Source organism: Pandoraea sp. NPDC087047 (assembly GCF_044745225.1).
Lineage (GTDB): Bacteria > Pseudomonadota > Gammaproteobacteria > Burkholderiales > Burkholderiaceae > Pandoraea.
This window is the reverse complement of the sequence record NZ_JBIUZU010000015.1, coordinates 20,270-36,643: the sequence shown is the minus strand read 5'-3', so window position 1 is coordinate 36,643 and position 16,374 is coordinate 20,270. Positions and strand designations below refer to the sequence as shown.

Below are 16,374 nucleotides of genomic sequence, written 5' to 3'. Positions count from 1 at the left end.
TCATCCCCACCATCCTCACCAGAATCGGTCAAACCTTTGTCCATCAAGGGTTTCGGCCTGGTGTGGATGACAAATACCATCCCCACCATCCTCACCATATCCCCACCAAAAAAGCCCGCACGTTGGCGGGCTTGCTGGCTCACTGCGGCGTGTCAGAATGGCCGACCGCAATCTTCGTCTAGCGTTCGCCTTCCGTCTCGAATCGCGTGAGGCATCGCGAAAACGGCTCGCCCGAGGTACATCTTTGGGTCGCCAAACATTACGCGCAACGCCTTTGATGCTGCGCGCGCCTGCGCCGTGGTCGGCTTGTCGAAGCCGATTTCTCGCAGCACGTCAGACGCGGCCAGTTTCCTGACGCGCGGGTCGTCGCGGTCATAGGCACCCAAAATCATTTCTTCGATGGGGTCGATGTTGCGATGCCGGTCGTTACCGGATTCCAGGCGTGCTTCTTCGTCGCGGTCCAGCCACCAGCGTTCACCTTGCTTGAACCACTCATACACTTCCGCCCAAAGCTGTTTCACATCGATGCCGTGCTGATAGTTCACGGCAGCCACGGGCACCGTCCACCAGCGCACATTGCCTGTGTCATCGGCAAGGAACTGTTCCGGGTTCACGCTCGCAAAGAACACCGTGCGGCGGCCATACTTGCCTTCGGTGCGGGCATAGGGCCTACGGAATTGGTCCACGTCCTGACTGATGAAGCCTTTCAGGCGCGCAATGTCGGCTTTCCGCAGGGTGCCGTCCAGTTCACCAATCTCGCAAATCCAATGCGACACGGCGCTGATGATGGTGTCTTTGTTCGCGGGATCGATAGTCGCATCGATTTTCATAAGGTCGCGCTGGTCATCGGGTAGCAGCGAACGAATCCACGCCGTTTTGCCAAGCGATTGCTCGCCCTGGAATACCAGCACGCCCTTCGACCAAAAGCCGTTGGGCTTGGCTGCTGCCGCGACGGCAGAAATCAGCCAGCGGCGCAGTAGTAGCGCAAACAGGTTGCGATCGTATCCATCGCGTGTCTGCACCGTGCCAAGCAAGTCATAGAATCGGCTGCGACCGTCCCACGGATTCGACGTGATGAAGTCCATCACGGGGTTCACGAGGTTTTCGTCGCCAATGTTCAACAGGAACGACGGCGCGTCAGCCTTCGGAAGGCGGTTCAGTGCGCACAAACTCACCACTGTATTCACGGCAGTTTCGCGCGTGTTGTCCTGCGTGCCGCTCTGCCCTGGGTAGCGGATAACCAGGTCTTTGCGAATCACGTCATAGCGAACCGTGAAACCGTAGTGCGAAAGCATGTGCCGTAGGTTCGGAATGGTGTTCAACGGCTGCAATTTGTCGGACATGTGCGGGAAATCGTACGGCCCGACCATCTGCATGCTGTGAACGTCTACGGACAGGTTATCGTCTGTCACCACAGGCACAATTGCGCGCTCGACTATGGCCCGCAGTTCGTCGGCACCGTGGCCCGCTTCCAGCCAGTCCGAAACATCGCCCTTTTCCGGTAGGTTTGGCAGCGTCACCACGCGAACCGACGCAGCGACACCACGCAGCTTGTTCGTCACCAGATGCGCATGCGCGTGGCCTGCGTCGTCGTTATCCGGCAGGATCACCACGTGGCGGCCTTTGAAATGCGGCGTCAGTTCGTCGCGCCATTTGTTCGCGCCGCCAGCGTTGCACGTTGCCAACAGCCCGCGCTCCGCCATGTTGTCGGCGTCTTTCTCGCCTTCCACGACGAAGATGATTTCTTCAGAACTCGCCAGCAATTCGGGAAGGCGGTAAGGCACCTGCTCAATGCCCTTGACGGACCAGGACCAGCCTTTGCCATCGGGCCGACGCTGGCGGAAATCCTTCGGCTCCATGCGGCACACCTGAAACAGCAGCGCGCCGTCAGCGTCCACGTAGTCGTACGTTGCCGCGACGTGCTTGCGCGGCGCAGGAACTGGCGCGGGCGTGTTGTCGTTCACGGCCACGATGCCTTGTTGTTCCATCCATTCAACGGCAGCGCGGCCAGCCTTCCCAGTCTCGCGCTCGATCAGGTCCAGTACGCCACCACCCTTGTTATCTTCGTGGCTGAACCACGTACCGTCATCCAGCTTGACGGACAGGCTGCCTCGCGAGCCGAAGCGCAGTTCGTTCGCCTTGCGTTCAGTCGGCTCGCCGTACAGCGCCTGTGCAACGGTCGGCATCAGCGATGCGTAGTCAATAGCCGCGGCGATGGTTGCGCGCGCGTTCACGCTGCACCTCGCATCGCCAGTTCGTTGACGACAGGCGCAACACACTCGCGAAAGCCGTGGACGCTCGCCAGTTGCGACAGGTCATGCGCCACGGCCTGGGGGGACTGGCCCCGGCGCAGCAGGCGCGGCACAAGGTCGGCCAGCGCAACGTGAATCTGCGCGTAGTTGCGCGCAAGAGACACTCGCTCGAAATAGCGCAAATAGCTGCGTGGCGATTCGGTGGTGCGCTTACAATTTTGACTGAACACTGAGTTTTTTTGCGGGGGTTTCGTCATTTGGCGCGATCCCCTTTTTATTGCGAATTCGTGGCTTGCATCTGTACGCGCTGCCACTCCTGGATATCCGACAGACGCCAGGCCGTGACGCCATGAATCTTGATCGGCTTCGGAAATGTGCCGTCCTGCACGCGTCGCCAGAGAGTCGGCTTACTGAACGGGACAAAGCGTTCGTTGATAAGCTGCGTGATGCGAAGGTACGTTTCCAGGCCGAGTGTTTGCGGGTTACGCATTTGGCTTGACTCCAAGTGAGATTGCATGGAGCCAGTTTCAGCTTCATTGCGCGCCGATTCCTCTTGGGCGATTTCCGCTGTGCAGCGCCCTCAATCACGGCGCTTAACGCTGAATAACGCGCGCAATAAAAAACCCGGCCGAAACCGGGTTCTGGTACGACAACGCGAAAATTAGAGGTCGTCGTCTAAATCATCTTCGTGGATTTCTGCGGCGCGTCGCTTGGCGTCTGCTATCAGGTCACGGGCAGACTCACCTCGCATCCAAGCGTCGATCATGTCAGCCCAGCATTGCAGCATGATTTTCCGCTCGGACAGGTAACGGTTCACGTTGTAGACGGCAGCAATCCGGTTCCGCGGCGCGTGCGCCAGTGACATTTCAATCCACCGCTCGTCAAATTTCGCGCGGTTCAGTCCGGTGGAGAAGGTGCGCCGCAGGTCGTGCACACCGAACGTCTGGAATTCCGGTTCGTCCTTTCGAATACGCTCCACGGCAGCGTCTATGACGCGATTTAGCGTGGCGTTACTGATGGGTTGGTCGTGGTCGTACCGGCCTGGATGCAGATAATCGCTAGACCCGAAGCAGGACCTAAGCGCCGTGAGAATGTCCAATGCTTGGTCGCTCAACGGAATGACATGCGGTTTGCCTGCCTTCATGCGCGACGCGGCGATGGTCCAGCGCTCGGAATCAAAATCGACTTCGCCCCATCTCGCCCCAATGAATTCGCCTTTGCGTACGCCGGTCAGCAGGACGAATTTCAGCGCTAGACGAAGCGTGGGCGTGGTGGCAACCTGCTCGAGTGCGGTAAGGAACGTGCGAATTTCGGCCGGTGACAATGCGCGGTCGCGCGCCTCAAACGTGGCGATGGTGGAAGCGCGGATAGCTTCGGCAGGATTACTCACCGCCTGCCCACTGCCCTGGGCGTGCCGGAACACCGCCTGCACGACTTCGCGGACGTGGATTGCCACGGCAGGTCCGCGCTTCTCTTTCGCGTCGTCGCAAAGCCGCTTCAATCGCTGCGGCGTCACTTCCTCCAAGCGCAACTTGCCCAGTTCGGGTTCGATAACGCGGCGATAGGTGGAACGGCGGAACGCCAGGGTGCTGTCCGCCAGTTGTTCAGCACCGCTATTAGGGTCCGCCTTGTGGTCGAAGTAGCTTTCGGCCCAGCCGCCGAACGTCAGCGCCTCTGCGGCTGCTGTGCGTTTGTCAGCCTTCCCGCGCGATGGCGACACGCCGCGCTCAACATCGCGCCTAGCGCGGTCTAGCAACGCCCGCGCCTCAACCAGCGACACGTCCATGCCGTATTCAAGCGCCCCCGGCTCGCGCGCCGGATTGCGCGCCATCTTGGCATCGTACCGGCCGATTGTGAGCGTCTCGCCCCTTCCGTTTATCCGGTAGTTGTATCGGAAGCTGATGGTGCCGCTCGGCAGCACGGCGGCATACAGGCCATCACGGTCACCTTTCTTGTATAGCTTCTCGGCGGGTTTGAGCTTTTGCAGCCCCGTATCTGTCAGCAAGGTATCCTCCGTTCGGCTCATCATCAGATACCATCATGGTACACCAATGGTATAGAACCGGACGGAGTAGATACCCCCTAAACGTGCCATCGGCCATGCCAGCAAATCTGGCGAGATTAGGCGGTACTAGATGAGACCAGATGTCCGCCTAAGCCCTTGCATTACATGAGTTTCCGGCGATTTTCGAGACTAATCGAGACAGCTTGGCGCACCAAAAAATCACTCCCACTCGATCGTCGCAGGCGGCTTGCCCGAGATGTCATAAACAACGCGGTTCAGGCCACGCACTTCGTTGATGATGCGGTTCGAGACCTTGCCGAGCAAGTCGTGCGGGAGGTGAGCCCAGTGGGCCGTCATGAAGTCTTGCGTCTGTACGGCGCGCAGTGCCACTACCCACTCGTACGTGCGGCCATCGCCCATCACGCCCACGCTCTTGACCGGCAGGAACACCGCGAACGCCTGGCTCGTCAGTTCGTACCACGTCTTGCCGCTGTTCGGCTCAACCGTGTTACGCAACTCTTCGATGAAAATCGCATCGGCGCGACGCAGCAGATCCGCGTAGTCCTGCTTCACTTCACCCAGGATACGCACACCCAGACCCGGTCCCGGGAACGGGTGACGGTAGACCATGTCGTGCGGCAGGCCCAGCGCCACGCCCAGCTCGCGCACTTCGTCCTTGAACAGATCGCGCAGCGGCTCCAGCAGCTTCAGACCCAGCGTCTCCGGCAGGCCGCCCACGTTGTGGTGGCTCTTGATCGTCGTCGCCTTCTTCGTCTTCGCACCACCCGACTCGATCACGTCGGGATAGATCGTGCCCTGCGCCAGCCACTTCGCATTCTTCAGCTTCTTCGCCTCCGCCTGGAACACTTCGACGAACTCGCGGCCGATGATCTTGCGCTTCTGCTCCGGATCGGTCACGCCCTTCAGGTGACCCATGAATTGCTCCGTGGCGTCCACGTGCACGACCTTCGCGTGCAGACGGCCCTGGAACATCTCCATCACCATCTTGCCTTCGTTCAGACGCAGCAGACCGTGGTCGACAAACACGCACGTCAGTTGATCGCCAATCGCGCGATGAATCAGCGCCGCCGCCACGCTCGAATCGACACCGCCCGACAGACCCAGAATCACTTCTTCGTCGCCCACCTGCTCGCGGATCGCCTGGACGGCTTCCTCGATGTGGTCGCGCATGACCCAGTCCGGCTTCGCTCCGGCAATCTCCAGCACGAAACGCTCGAGCAACTCACGGCCCTTCACGGTATGCGTGACTTCCGGGTGGAACTGCACCGCGTAGTAATGACGCGCCACGTCGGCCATCCCCGCGATCGGGCAGCTCGGCGTCGACGCCATCAGCGCAAAGCCCGGCGGCAATTGCGTCACCTTGTCGCCATGGCTCATCCACACCTTGAGCATGCCGTGGCCCTCGGCCGTACGGAAATCCTCAATGCCATCGAGCAACGGCGTATGACCATGCGCACGCACTTCGGCATAACCGAATTCACGGTGATTGCTGGCCTCGACCTGACCGCCCAGTTGGACCGTCATCGCGAACATGCCGTAGCAAATGCCCAGCACCGGCACGCCCAGATCCCAGACCGCCTGCGGTGCACGCAGATCCTGATCCTCGTACGTGCTCGCGTGGCTGCCCGACAGAATGACCGCCTTCGGATTGAATTCGCGAATGAATTCGTCCGAAACGTCATTCGGATGGATTTCGCAGTAGACGTGCGCTTCGCGAACGCGGCGCCCGATGAGCTGGGTGACTTGCGAGCCGAAGTCAAGAATGAGGATTTTGTCGTGCATCGTGAGGTACGGATGAAGTGGATTCGTTGGACGTCGGCGCCGTGTCGGAAGGCACGGGCGTGACAATGCCGGTGGTGCCCGCAGGCGCGACCGGCGTGGGATTGACGGGTGCGGAGCCGCCGCGAGGCGTCTCCATGCGCGGCTCAGCGCGCGTGCCACGGGACTCGTCGAGGCCCCGGGCATCCGGATAATTCTGCGGTGCGTCGCGCCGCGTGTCGCTCACGACACCGCCACGCACTCGCTCACCAACCCGCTGCGCCGCCTGCACGCGTTCTTTCGTGCGCACACTCGACGCGAGCTTGACGAGAATACCGCCCACCACCAGGAGGACAGCGCCGAGCGCAGCCAGCAACCACTTGCCGCCGCTCGACACCACCAACTGGCCGGAGATCAGCCAGCCCAGCACGAACGCACCGGTCACCCAGTTGATATGCCCCGTCACTTTCGCGACGGTCGACGTCAACTGGCCATTCACGGTGGCGTGCCATTGCAGCCAGGCCACGCCGATGAACGCCACGCCGAGCGCCTGCGCATAAAGCACGGGCGACGGCACAGGCACTTCAATGGCCGCATACAGCGATGACCAGAACGACGCAATCAACAGCACTCCGAGTGCCAGATTCAACGCCGCATCGAGGAACAGTACCGTACGCAACATGGCCTTCATGGGCAATTACTCCACGTGGTAGTTGGGGGCTTCCTTCATGATCTGGACGTCGTGCACGTGCGATTCGCGCATGCCGGCGGCCGTGATTTCGACAAACTCTGCCTTCTCGTGCAGATCCGTGATCGACGGGCAACCCAGATAGCCCATCGACGAACGAATACCGCCAGTCAGTTGATGCAGGATCGCATTCACGCTGCCCTTGTACGCCACACGACCTTCGATGCCTTCCGGCACAAGCTTGTCGGCGTTGTTGGCCGGATCCTGGAAGTAACGGTCGGCAGCACCATCCTTCATCGCGCCAACGGAACCCATGCCGCGGTAGCTCTTGTACGAACGACCCTGATACAGGAACACCTCACCCGGCGCTTCTTCCGTGCCGGAGAACATGCTGCCCATCATCACGGTGTGCGCGCCGGCAGCCAGTGCCTTGGCAACGTCGCCCGAGTAGCGAATGCCACCGTCGGCAATCAGCGGAACGCCCGTTTCCTTGAGCGCTTCAGCCACATTGGCAATGGCCGTGATCTGCGGCACGCCAACACCGGCTACGATACGCGTCGTACAAATCGAACCCGGGCCGATGCCGACCTTGACCGCGTCGGCACCGTGCTCGACCAGCGCCAGCGCGGCGCCCGCCGTGGCGATGTTGCCGCCAACGACTTCGATCTGCGGGAAATGCTTCTTGACCCACTGCACGCGATCCAGCACGCCCTGGCTGTGGCCGTGAGCCGTGTCGACCACGATCACGTCGACGCCTGCTGCGACCAGCAGTTCGACGCGTTCTTCATTGTCCGGACCTACGCCGACAGCGGCGCCAACGCGCAGCTTGCCATGTTCGTCCTTGCTCGCGAGCGGATACTCGGTCGCCTTCATGATGTCCTTGACGGTCATCAGGCCGCGCAGTTCGAAAGCGTCGTTGACGACCAGCACACGCTCCAGGCGGTGGTCGTGCATCAGCCGCTCGGCGTCGGCCGGCGAAGCACCTTCACGCACCGTGATGAGCTTGTCCTTCGGCGTCATGATCACGCGTACGGGCTCGTCCAGACGGCTTTCGAAACGCAGGTCGCGGTTGGTGACGATACCGATGAGCTGCGCACCTTCGACGACCGGGAAACCGGAAATACCATGCTGACGCGACAGGGCGATCACATCGCGCACCTTCATGTGCGGCGGAATCGTGATCGGGTCGCGCAGAACGCCCGACTCAAATCGCTTGACCTTCGAGACTTCCCGCGCCTGCTCGGCCGGCTTCAGATTCTTGTGAATAATGCCGATGCCGCCCTGTTGTGCCATGGCAATGGCCAGACGTGCTTCGGTCACCGTATCCATGGCGGCCGACAGCAAAGGCATGTTCAGGGTAATGTTGCGCGTGAGCTTGGTTTTCAGGCTGGTGTCGCGCGGGAGAACGGCAGAGTAGGCCGGGACGAGGAGCACGTCATCGAATGTGAGTGCTTTTTGGATCAGACGCATGGCAAATCCTATAGGCGCAAAACCGAATTATACAGAAATCGCGGAATGCATGGAACGTCTGTCACACATGTCAAGGGGCTTTTTCCCCGAGAGAAGGGGCGACCGTCAGCCGGACACCCCACGGCCGGACACCCGGCGCCTTTCCGACACATTCCCGACACATCCCCGGCCCAATCCCCGCCGCGTTCCTGATACCTCCCCTGCGTACTCCGGGGCCGGCCAAGTGCCGGATTTCACAATAGGCGTGCGCACCCCGCATGCTACTGTTGCGCACTTCCTGCCCTTCCCGCCCGTCCCGCGTTAGATGGCCCTCATACAACCAGCGGCCTACCGGACAGGCCTTCTGGCAAGGATTACCAGCATCTGCGCATCACGAACTTCGAGCACGAATCTCATGGGGAAAGGCATTTCTTACGGACTGGCGGCTGGCGCATTGTGGGGGCTGGTGTTCCTGGCCCCTCGCCTGCTGCCCGGGTTCTCGCCACTGGAACTGTCGGCTGCCCGCTATGTTCTGTACGGACTGGTGTCCGCCGTGCTGCTCGCCCCGCTCTGGGTCCGCCTGCGTCACAACGTCACCGGTAACGACTGGCGGGCGTTGTTCCGCCTGAGCCTCGTCGGCAATCTGATCTATTACCTGTTTCTCGCGGGCGCGGTCCAGATGGCGGGCATCGCGCCGGCGTCGCTGATCGTGGGGGTGCTCCCCGTCACCGTGACGCTGGTCGGCAGCCGAGACCACGGCGCCCTTCCGCTGTCGAAACTCGCAGGCCCGTTGGCGCTGGTCGCGCTCGGCATCGTCTGCATCAATGTGGACGTTTTCGCCCACGCCTCGGCCAGCGGCGGCGACTGGCGGCTAACGCTCGCCGGCATCGCCTGCGCGGTGGGGGCACTGGTGAGCTGGACGTGGTATGCCGTTGCCAACGCCCGCTATCTCGCGAAATTCGGGCATTTCACGAGTCAGGAATGGTCGCTGCTGACAGGTGTCGCAACGGGCGTACTGGCCCTTGCCCTGGCGGTGCCGGCGGTACTGCTGCCGCACCCGGTCGCCGCAGACACGCCGCGCGATTGGCACATGTTCCTGATCGTGAATATTGCGGTGGCGGTCGGCGCGTCAACCGTCGGCAATGCGTTCTGGAATGCGGCGAGCCGGCGGCTGCCCCTGACCCTGTCGGGGCAGATGATCGTGTTTGAAACGCTGTTTGCGCTGGTCTACGGCTTCATCTACGAACAGCGGCTGCCGCGCCTGCTGGAACTCGCTGCCGTGATATTGCTGCTCGCCGGGGTGAGTGCATCGGTGCGACTGCACTCGAGGGGCTCGACGCACTAGTTCGCGGCGGGGTCCGCACAATCCGCAGCGAAATTACGGCGGCGACAGTGGAGCGACAGCGCCGCCACGTGGCTCACGTCCCGCGGCGGCTCCCCAGCCACTTCTGCCCTTCGCGGCTCCCTTCGTTGCGCACTTTCTCGACGCGCCGCTGGCGCGCGAGCTTCGGGTCGGCCTTGAGCGTGCGGTAAATCTCGACACGATCCCCAGCCTCGACGGCAGCGTCCAACGCGCGCACCTTGCCGAATACTCCCGCCTTCATGCGCGCGAGATCTAGTTCCGGAAAGCGTTGGAGCAAGCCGCTACGCTCGATCGCATCGCGCATCGTGGCACCCTGCGGCAGCGTCAGGGGGACAATCGCTTGCTCGTTGGGTAGCGCATAGCAGACGTCGACATTCAGCTCATTTGACATACACGGCCTCCGCGCGCTTCACGAAAGCGTCAACGAACGTGTTGGCGATGTGACTGAACACCGGGCCGATGACCTTTTCAAGCAGGAAATTCGCAAATTCGTAATGCAGGCCGAACTCGATCTTGCAGGCATTCTCGCGCAGCGGCGTAAATTTCCACGTGCCGTGAAAACGCTTGAAAGGCCCTTCGACGAACGTCATCTGAATGGAGTGCGGACGCTCCTGGATATTGCGCGTCGCGAAGGAATGCTTCAGGCCTTTGAAGTCGATGATCAGCGACGCTTCCATACTGTGCTCGTCCTGATGCCGAATATCGACACCGCCGCACCACGGCAGGAACTTGGGGTAATCGGCGACATTGGTCACCAGATCGTACATTTGCTCGTCGCTGAAATGCACGAGAACGGTTTTACTGACTTCGGCCATCGTCTGTCGGGCGAGGTGAGCGCGTCACGCGTGCCCGATCGACGCCATATCGATCCGCGCGTGCCGTTAGCCGCCTCTTGCCGAGACTCTTTGTTAAAATCGCTATTTTACCCGAGCCCGACTCACCGGGTCCGACCAAGTTACCCGCCAAGGATCCATGAGCATCATTGACAACAAGAAAGCCTTCTTCGACTACTTCATCGAGGAGCGATACGAAGCCGGGATCGTGCTCGAAGGGTGGGAAGTCAAGGCCATTCGCGCCGGGCGGGCGCAGATCAAGGAAGGTTATGTCGTCATCAAGCATGGCGAAATCTTTCTGATCGGCGCGCACATCAGCCCGCTGCAAACGGCATCGACGCACATCAAGCCCGACCCCGTGCGTACCCGCAAGCTGCTGCTCAATGCCGACGAAATCAAGAAGCTCATCGGTAAAGTTGAGCAGCGCGGCTACACGCTCGTCCCGCTCAACCTGCACTACAGCAACGGTCGTGTGAAATGCGAGATCGGATTGGCGAAAGGCAAGAAGCTGCACGACAAGCGCGAGACGGAAAAGAAACGCGACTGGGATCGCGAGAAGGCGCGCCTCATGCGCACCCCCACGTGAACCGTCGCTCGGCGTGGCGTGAATGCCTTGACGCGATCAGTGCCTGTCTCGAAAAGAAAAAACGGCCCATTCGGGCCGTTTTTCATTGCGTTATTCGGTGAACAGGACGCTTATCGACGCGTACCCGAATTGCCGAACCCACCGGCGCTGCCTTCCGGGGGGGCCTTCGAACCGCCTTCGGTGCCACGCACGATCTTGAGCGCAGATGCGATCATGCCGCTCATGTCCGACAAGTTGCCCGGCACGATCAGCGTGTTGTTCGTCTTGGCGATCTTGCTGAAGGCATCGACGTATTGCTCGGCGACCTTCAGGTTGACGGCTTCCATGCCACCTTGCGTCTGAATGGCCGTCGCAATCTTGTTAATCGCCTGGGCATTCGCTTCCGCCACGGCCAGAATGGCGGAGGCCTCACCTTGCGCCTGGTTGATTGCCGCCTGACGCTCCCCTTCCGACTTCTGAATCGCCGCCTCTCGCGCGCCAGATGCCAGGTTGATCTGCTCCTGTTTCTTCCCTTCCGACGCCGCGATCAGTGCGCGCTTCTCACGCTCGGCAGTGATCTGCGCTTGCATGGCGTGCAGAATTTCCTTCGGCGGCGTGAGATCCTTGATTTCGTAGCGCAAGACCTTCACACCCCAGTTCGACGCCGCTTCGTCAAGCGCATTCACCACGCTGTGATTGATGAATTCGCGTTCCTCGAACGTCTTGTCGAGTTCGAGCTTGCCGACCACGCTACGCAACGTCGTTTGTGCCAGTTGCGTGATGGCGACTATGAAGTTGCTCGATCCGTAGGACGCCTTCATCGGATCCGTCACCTGAAAGTACAGAATCCCGTCGACCTGCAACTGGGTGTTGTCCTTCGTGATACAGACCTGGCTCGGAACATCGAGCGGAATTTCCTTGAGTATGTGCTTGTAAGCCACCCGATCCACGAACGGCACGACGATCGACATACCCGGCGTGAGTGTCGCGTGATATTTCCCAAGACGCTCCACCACCCAGGCGTGCTGCTGCGGCACGATCTTGATTGAGCGCGCCGCAATGATCACCGCAATGATGAAAAGAATAAATGCGACGTTAGAAATCATGTTTCCCCCTGAAGCGCCTGCCGTAACGGCTGGCTAGTTCCCTGTCACCCGCGGCTGCGGGTCTTGCTATCTGACAGCGTCGACACAAGAGTGTTCGCGGCACATCACCCAATCCACCTAAGCCGTCTGAGTTGCCACGTGTGCGACGTACAACCGGCTGCCGCGCACCTCTCGGATCACGAACCATCCGGCAGCGGGCGCCTCCCCCGGCAGAAGCTCGACGTCCCACTCGGCGCCGCGATACATCGCGCGCGCCTGACCATCGGGGCGCCACGCCTCCACATGCAGTCGCTGACCGATATCGAGATTGGTATTGGGGTCTGCCGATGCGTCGACCTTGATGCGCCGCTGACCGAACCGGCTGCGCCGCAGTAGCCAGACGGCGACACCGGCGACAACAGCGGCAACCACCCACTGCAACGGCCAGTCCGCGCGCAGCATCGCAGCAATACCGCCGGCCGCCATACCGAGCGCGACCATCAGCAAGTAAAACGTTCCGCTGGCCAGCTCCAGCACTACAGTCAATCCGGCAACGCCGAACCAAAGCCAAGCCTGCTCCATCGCAACTCCCAGACACAAAAAAACCCCGGTGTGATACCGGGGTTTATAGCACGAAACGAACCGATCAGCGCACGCATCCCAAGGGATTGCCCGGCCTTTCGGGTGCGTCCGAGATGCCGCTCGGACGCGTCCTATTTCAGGCGTGTCTCGTGACGCTTACTTCGCCAGCTTGGCGAGCTGTTGCCACGTTTCGATCACCGTATCCGGGTTGAGCGACATGGATGCGATGCCTTCCTTCGCCAGCCACTCGGCCAGATCCGGATGGTCCGACGGACCCTGACCGCAGATACCGACGTACTTGCCCTTGGCCAGACAAGCCTTGATCGCGCGGCTCAGCATGAAGCGCACCGCCGGATCGCGTTCGTCGAAGTCCTTCGCCAGCAATTCCATGCCCGAGTCACGGTCCAGACCCAGCGTGAGCTGCGTCAGATCGTTCGAGCCGATCGAGAAGCCGTCGAAGAACTCGAGGAATTCGTCGGCCAGAATCGCGTTCGACGGCACTTCGCACATCATGATCAGCTTCAGGCCGTTCTCGCCACGCTTCAGACCGTAGTCGCCCAGCATGTTGACCACACGCTCCGCCTGACCCAACGTACGCACGAACGGCACCATGATCTCGACGTTCGTCAGACCCATTTCGTCGCGAACGCGCTTGAGCGCACGGCACTCCATCTCGAACGCTTCGGCGAAGTCTTCCGAGATGTAGCGCGACGCGCCACGGAAGCCCAGCATCGGGTTCTCTTCGTCCGGCTCGTAACGCGAACCGCCGATGAGCTTCTTGTACTCGTTGGACTTGAAGTCCGACAAACGTACGATCACGCTCTTCGGATAGAAGGCCGCAGCAATCGTTGCGATACCTTCGGCCAGCTTGTCGACGTAGAACGCACGCGGCGACGCATGACCGCGAGCCACCGACTCGACCGCCTTCTTCAGGTCAGCGTCGATGTTCGGGTACTCGAGAATCGCGCGCGGGTGCACGCCGATGTTGTTGTTGATGATGAACTCCAGGCGCGCCAGACCCACACCTTCGTTCGGCAGTTGCGCAAAGTCGAAGGCGAGTTGCGGGTTGCCCACGTTCATCATGATCTTCACCGGGATCTTCGGCATTTCGCCGCGCTGGATCTCGGTCACTTCGGTCTCGAGCAGACCATCGTAAATCTTGCCTTCGTCTCCTTCCGCGCACGAAACGGTCACGAGCGCGCCTTCCTTGAGCACCTCGGTCGCGTCGCCGCAGCCGACGACGGCCGGCACGCCCAGCTCACGCGCAATGATCGCCGCGTGGCACGTACGGCCGCCACGGTTCGTCACGATGGCGGAGGCACGCTTCATCACCGGCTCCCAGTTCGGGTCGGTCATATCGGCCACCAGCACGTCGCCCGGCTGCACACGTTCCATCTCGCTCGGGTCCATGATCACGCGCACGGGACCGGCGCCGATCTTCTGACCGATGGCGCGGCCCGTGGCCAGCACCGGTGCGTCGCCCTTGAGCTTGAAGCGCTGCTCGGCCTTGCCGGCCGACTGGCTCTTCACCGTTTCCGGGCGTGCCTGCAAGATGTAGATCTTGCCGTCCTTGCCGTCCTTGCCCCACTCGATGTCCATCGGACGACCGTAGTGCTTCTCGATGATCAACGCGAACTTGGCCAGCTCGACGCAATCGTCGTCGGTGATCGAGTAGCGGTTGCGCAGCTCCATCGGCACATCGATGGTCTTCACACGGCCCGGTTCGCCCGGCTGCGTGAATTCCATCTTGAGCAGCTTCGAGCCCAGCGTGCGGCGAATGATCGGGTACTTGCCGGCGTTGAGCGTCGGCTTGAAGACGTAGAACTCGTCCGGGTTCACGGCACCCTGCACGACCGTCTCACCCAGGCCGTAGCTGGCCGTGATGAAAACGACGTCCTGGAAGCCCGACTCGGTGTCGATGGTAAACATCACGCCCGAGGCGCCGCAGTCGGAGCGCACCATGCGCTGCACACCGGCGGACAACGCCACTTCGGCGTGCGTGAAACCCTTGTGAACGCGATACGAGATGGCGCGGTCGTTATACAGCGACGCGAACACGTGCTTCATGCGATCGAGCACGTCTTCGATGCCAACGACGTTCAGATAGCTTTCCTGCTGACCAGCGAACGAAGCGTCCGGCAGATCTTCGGCGGTGGCCGACGAACGCACGGCGAACGACGCATCCGGCTGATCCGCCGTGATGCGTGCGAACTGCTCGCGGATGTCCTTCTCGAGCTGCGGCTGAAGCGGCGCGTCGACAATCCATTGACGGATTTCGGCACCGGCTTCTGCGAGCGCCTTGACGTTATCCACGTCAAGACCCTCGAGACGCTGGGCAACGCGCTCGGTCAGGTTATTGTGCTGGAGGAACTCGCGGAATGCGAAAGACGTCGTGGCGAAACCGCCCGGCACGCGCACGCCGGCGCTGGCCAGTTGGCTGATCATTTCGCCAAGCGATGCATTCTTGCCGCCGACCGACTCGACATCGGTCATGCGCAGATGCTCAAACGGCACCACGTAGGCGCCGTCGTGTGCTGCGTTAGTCATAAAAGCCCCTAAGGTAAGAAAAAAAATTCTCGGCGGACCGGCTGGGACTGACATGGGCCGATCGACCTGTTGGATAAGAAATCGCGCATTGGCGGCGTCGAGTACCAGGGGCTAGCGCCCGACGACCTGCCCGAACCCTCGTCATTTCTCGCAACACCCCGTCAGACGGGGCTGACGCGGAACCGCGCGCGATGGTCGCGCAATTGCTTATCCAACAAGTTGCCGCTATTCTACCGTGCAATGCACCATTTTGCGATTCTGCGCATGAGCGACGCCTCTACTCCCGGAAATTCCCCGACACCCGCCCCTGGCACCCCCGCCGCACCGGTCAAACCGGTCGCTGCACGGCCCGTCTTCATCGTGTCCGACGGCACAGGGATCACGGCCGAAACCTTCGCGCATTCGATCCTTGCGCAATTCGAGATGCGTTTCCGTCAGATTCGCGTCCCGTTTGTGGATTCCGTCGATAAAGCCTATGAGACGGCCCAACGGATCAATGAAATGTATCGGAGCGAGAACGTCCGTCCGATCATTTTCAGCACCCTCGTCGACGCACGGGCCAACGAGATCCTGCGCAACTGTCAGGGCGTGACTCTCGACATGTTCCAGACGTTCATCGAACCGCTGGAACACGAGCTTGGCCTCAAGTCGATGCACGCCATCGGGCGCGTGCACCAGAACGCCGACAGCGAAGCCTACAAGAACCGGATCGAAGCGGTGAACTTCTCGCTGGCGCACGACGACGGCCAGTCGAACAAGAATCTGCAAAGTGCGGACGTCATCCTCGTGGGCGTGTCGCGTAGCGGCAAGACGCCGACGACGCTTTATCTCGCCATGCAGTACGGCGTGAAGGCCGCCAATTACCCGCTGATTCCGGACGATTTCGAACGCGAGAAACTGCCCTCCACGCTCGATCAGTACAAGGACAAGATTTTCGGCCTTTCGATCGATCCGCAGCGGCTGTCGGAGATCCGCAACGAGCGCCGTCCAGGCAGCAAATATGCATCGCTGGAGAATTGTCGCTACGAAGTCAACGAGGCCGAAGCGATGATGCGACGCGAGGGCATCAAGTGGCTGTCGTCGACGCACAAGTCCATCGAGGAAATTGCGACGACCATCCTGCAGGAAATCAAGCTGGAGCGTGACGTCTATTGACGACGTCGGTTAGCGACGTCGGTTATTGACATCCGCTTGACGGATTTCGCTTCGCCAACCATGCAAAAGGG

Annotated in this window: 14 protein-coding genes and 1 pseudogene; 3 read left to right on the top strand and 12 right to left on the bottom strand. The window is 61.0% G+C overall.

Annotated features, from left to right (window positions below; translation table 11 throughout):
• Window positions 1-152: 152 nt before the first annotated feature.
• The 7 genes from ACIPHM_RS22875 to guaB form a co-directional block, all read right to left on the bottom strand.
• A complete protein-coding gene (locus ACIPHM_RS22875) occupies window positions 153-2,234 on the bottom strand; it encodes a VapE domain-containing protein (protein ID WP_400333486.1) in 2,082 nt (693 codons plus the stop codon).
• On the bottom strand, window positions 2,231-2,482 hold the full coding sequence (locus tag ACIPHM_RS22870; protein ID WP_400333483.1) for a hypothetical protein: 252 nt from the start codon (window positions 2,480-2,482) through the stop codon (window positions 2,231-2,233). Before ACIPHM_RS22870 ends, ACIPHM_RS22875 begins: the two co-directional genes overlap by 4 nt.
• 44 nt (window positions 2,483-2,526) lie before the next feature.
• Window positions 2,527-2,742, bottom strand: a complete 216-nt coding sequence (locus ACIPHM_RS22865) for a helix-turn-helix transcriptional regulator (protein WP_400333480.1) — start codon at window positions 2,740-2,742, stop codon at window positions 2,527-2,529.
• A 171-nt stretch (window positions 2,743-2,913) separates the two neighbouring features.
• The gene (locus tag ACIPHM_RS22860) at window positions 2,914-4,257 is read right to left on the bottom strand and encodes a tyrosine-type recombinase/integrase (protein WP_400333477.1); all 1,344 of its coding nucleotides are present in this window, start codon (window positions 4,255-4,257) and stop codon (window positions 2,914-2,916) included.
• 219 nt (window positions 4,258-4,476) lie between these two features.
• Window positions 4,477-6,060 (bottom strand): glutamine-hydrolyzing GMP synthase, encoded by a 1,584-nt coding sequence (guaA, locus tag ACIPHM_RS22855; RefSeq protein WP_400333474.1) that lies wholly within the window; start codon window positions 6,058-6,060, stop codon window positions 4,477-4,479.
• Entirely contained in the window at window positions 6,035-6,727 is a 693-nt protein-coding gene (locus ACIPHM_RS22850) for a hypothetical protein (RefSeq protein WP_400333471.1), read from the bottom strand. Before ACIPHM_RS22850 ends, guaA begins: the two co-directional genes overlap by 26 nt.
• A gap of 6 nt (window positions 6,728-6,733) precedes the next feature.
• Window positions 6,734-8,194 (bottom strand): IMP dehydrogenase, encoded by a 1,461-nt coding sequence (guaB, locus tag ACIPHM_RS22845; protein ID WP_400333469.1) that lies wholly within the window; start codon window positions 8,192-8,194, stop codon window positions 6,734-6,736.
• Window positions 8,195-8,588: 394 nt separating this feature from the next.
• On the opposite strand from guaB, the gene ACIPHM_RS22840 reads away from it, so the two are divergent.
• Window positions 8,589-9,518: a DMT family transporter gene (locus ACIPHM_RS22840; protein WP_400333466.1), complete on the top strand. Its 930-nt coding sequence runs from the start codon at window positions 8,589-8,591 to the stop codon at window positions 9,516-9,518.
• Window positions 9,519-9,591: 73 nt separating this feature from the next.
• On the opposite strand, the gene ACIPHM_RS22835 is transcribed toward ACIPHM_RS22840, so the two are convergent.
• Both ACIPHM_RS22835 and ACIPHM_RS22830 read right to left on the bottom strand, forming a co-directional pair.
• Window positions 9,592-9,927 carry an RnfH family protein gene (locus ACIPHM_RS22835; protein WP_400333463.1) on the bottom strand — a complete coding sequence of 112 codons (336 nt, stop codon included), beginning with the start codon at window positions 9,925-9,927 and terminating at the stop codon, window positions 9,592-9,594.
• Entirely contained in the window at window positions 9,917-10,351 is a 435-nt protein-coding gene (locus tag ACIPHM_RS22830; RefSeq protein WP_400333461.1) for a type II toxin-antitoxin system RatA family toxin, read from the bottom strand. Before ACIPHM_RS22830 ends, ACIPHM_RS22835 begins: the two co-directional genes overlap by 11 nt.
• Before the next feature lie 154 nt (window positions 10,352-10,505).
• Here ACIPHM_RS22830 and smpB point away from each other — a divergent pair.
• Window positions 10,506-10,955, top strand: a pseudogene (smpB, locus tag ACIPHM_RS22825) (SsrA-binding protein SmpB); the annotation flags it as partial.
• Window positions 10,956-11,065: 110 nt separating this feature from the next.
• Here the strand turns inward: smpB and ACIPHM_RS22820 are convergent.
• The 3 genes from ACIPHM_RS22820 to ppsA all read right to left on the bottom strand — a co-directional run bounded on the left by ACIPHM_RS22820 (window position 11,066) and on the right by ppsA (window position 15,148).
• On the bottom strand, window positions 11,066-12,040 hold the full coding sequence (locus ACIPHM_RS22820; protein ID WP_400333458.1) for an SPFH domain-containing protein: 975 nt from the start codon (window positions 12,038-12,040) through the stop codon (window positions 11,066-11,068).
• A gap of 117 nt (window positions 12,041-12,157) precedes the next feature.
• The gene (locus ACIPHM_RS22815; protein WP_400333455.1) at window positions 12,158-12,601 is read right to left on the bottom strand and encodes an NfeD family protein; all 444 of its coding nucleotides are present in this window, start codon (window positions 12,599-12,601) and stop codon (window positions 12,158-12,160) included.
• 156 nt (window positions 12,602-12,757) lie between these two features.
• Complete coding sequence (ppsA, locus tag ACIPHM_RS22810) at window positions 12,758-15,148, bottom strand: phosphoenolpyruvate synthase (RefSeq protein WP_400333452.1); 2,391 nt, start codon at window positions 15,146-15,148, stop codon at window positions 12,758-12,760.
• Between the two features lie 264 nt (window positions 15,149-15,412).
• Between ppsA and ACIPHM_RS22805 the strand changes: the two genes are divergently transcribed.
• A complete protein-coding gene (locus ACIPHM_RS22805; protein ID WP_400333449.1) occupies window positions 15,413-16,303 on the top strand; it encodes a pyruvate, water dikinase regulatory protein in 891 nt (296 codons plus the stop codon).
• Window positions 16,304-16,374 lie beyond the last annotated feature (71 nt).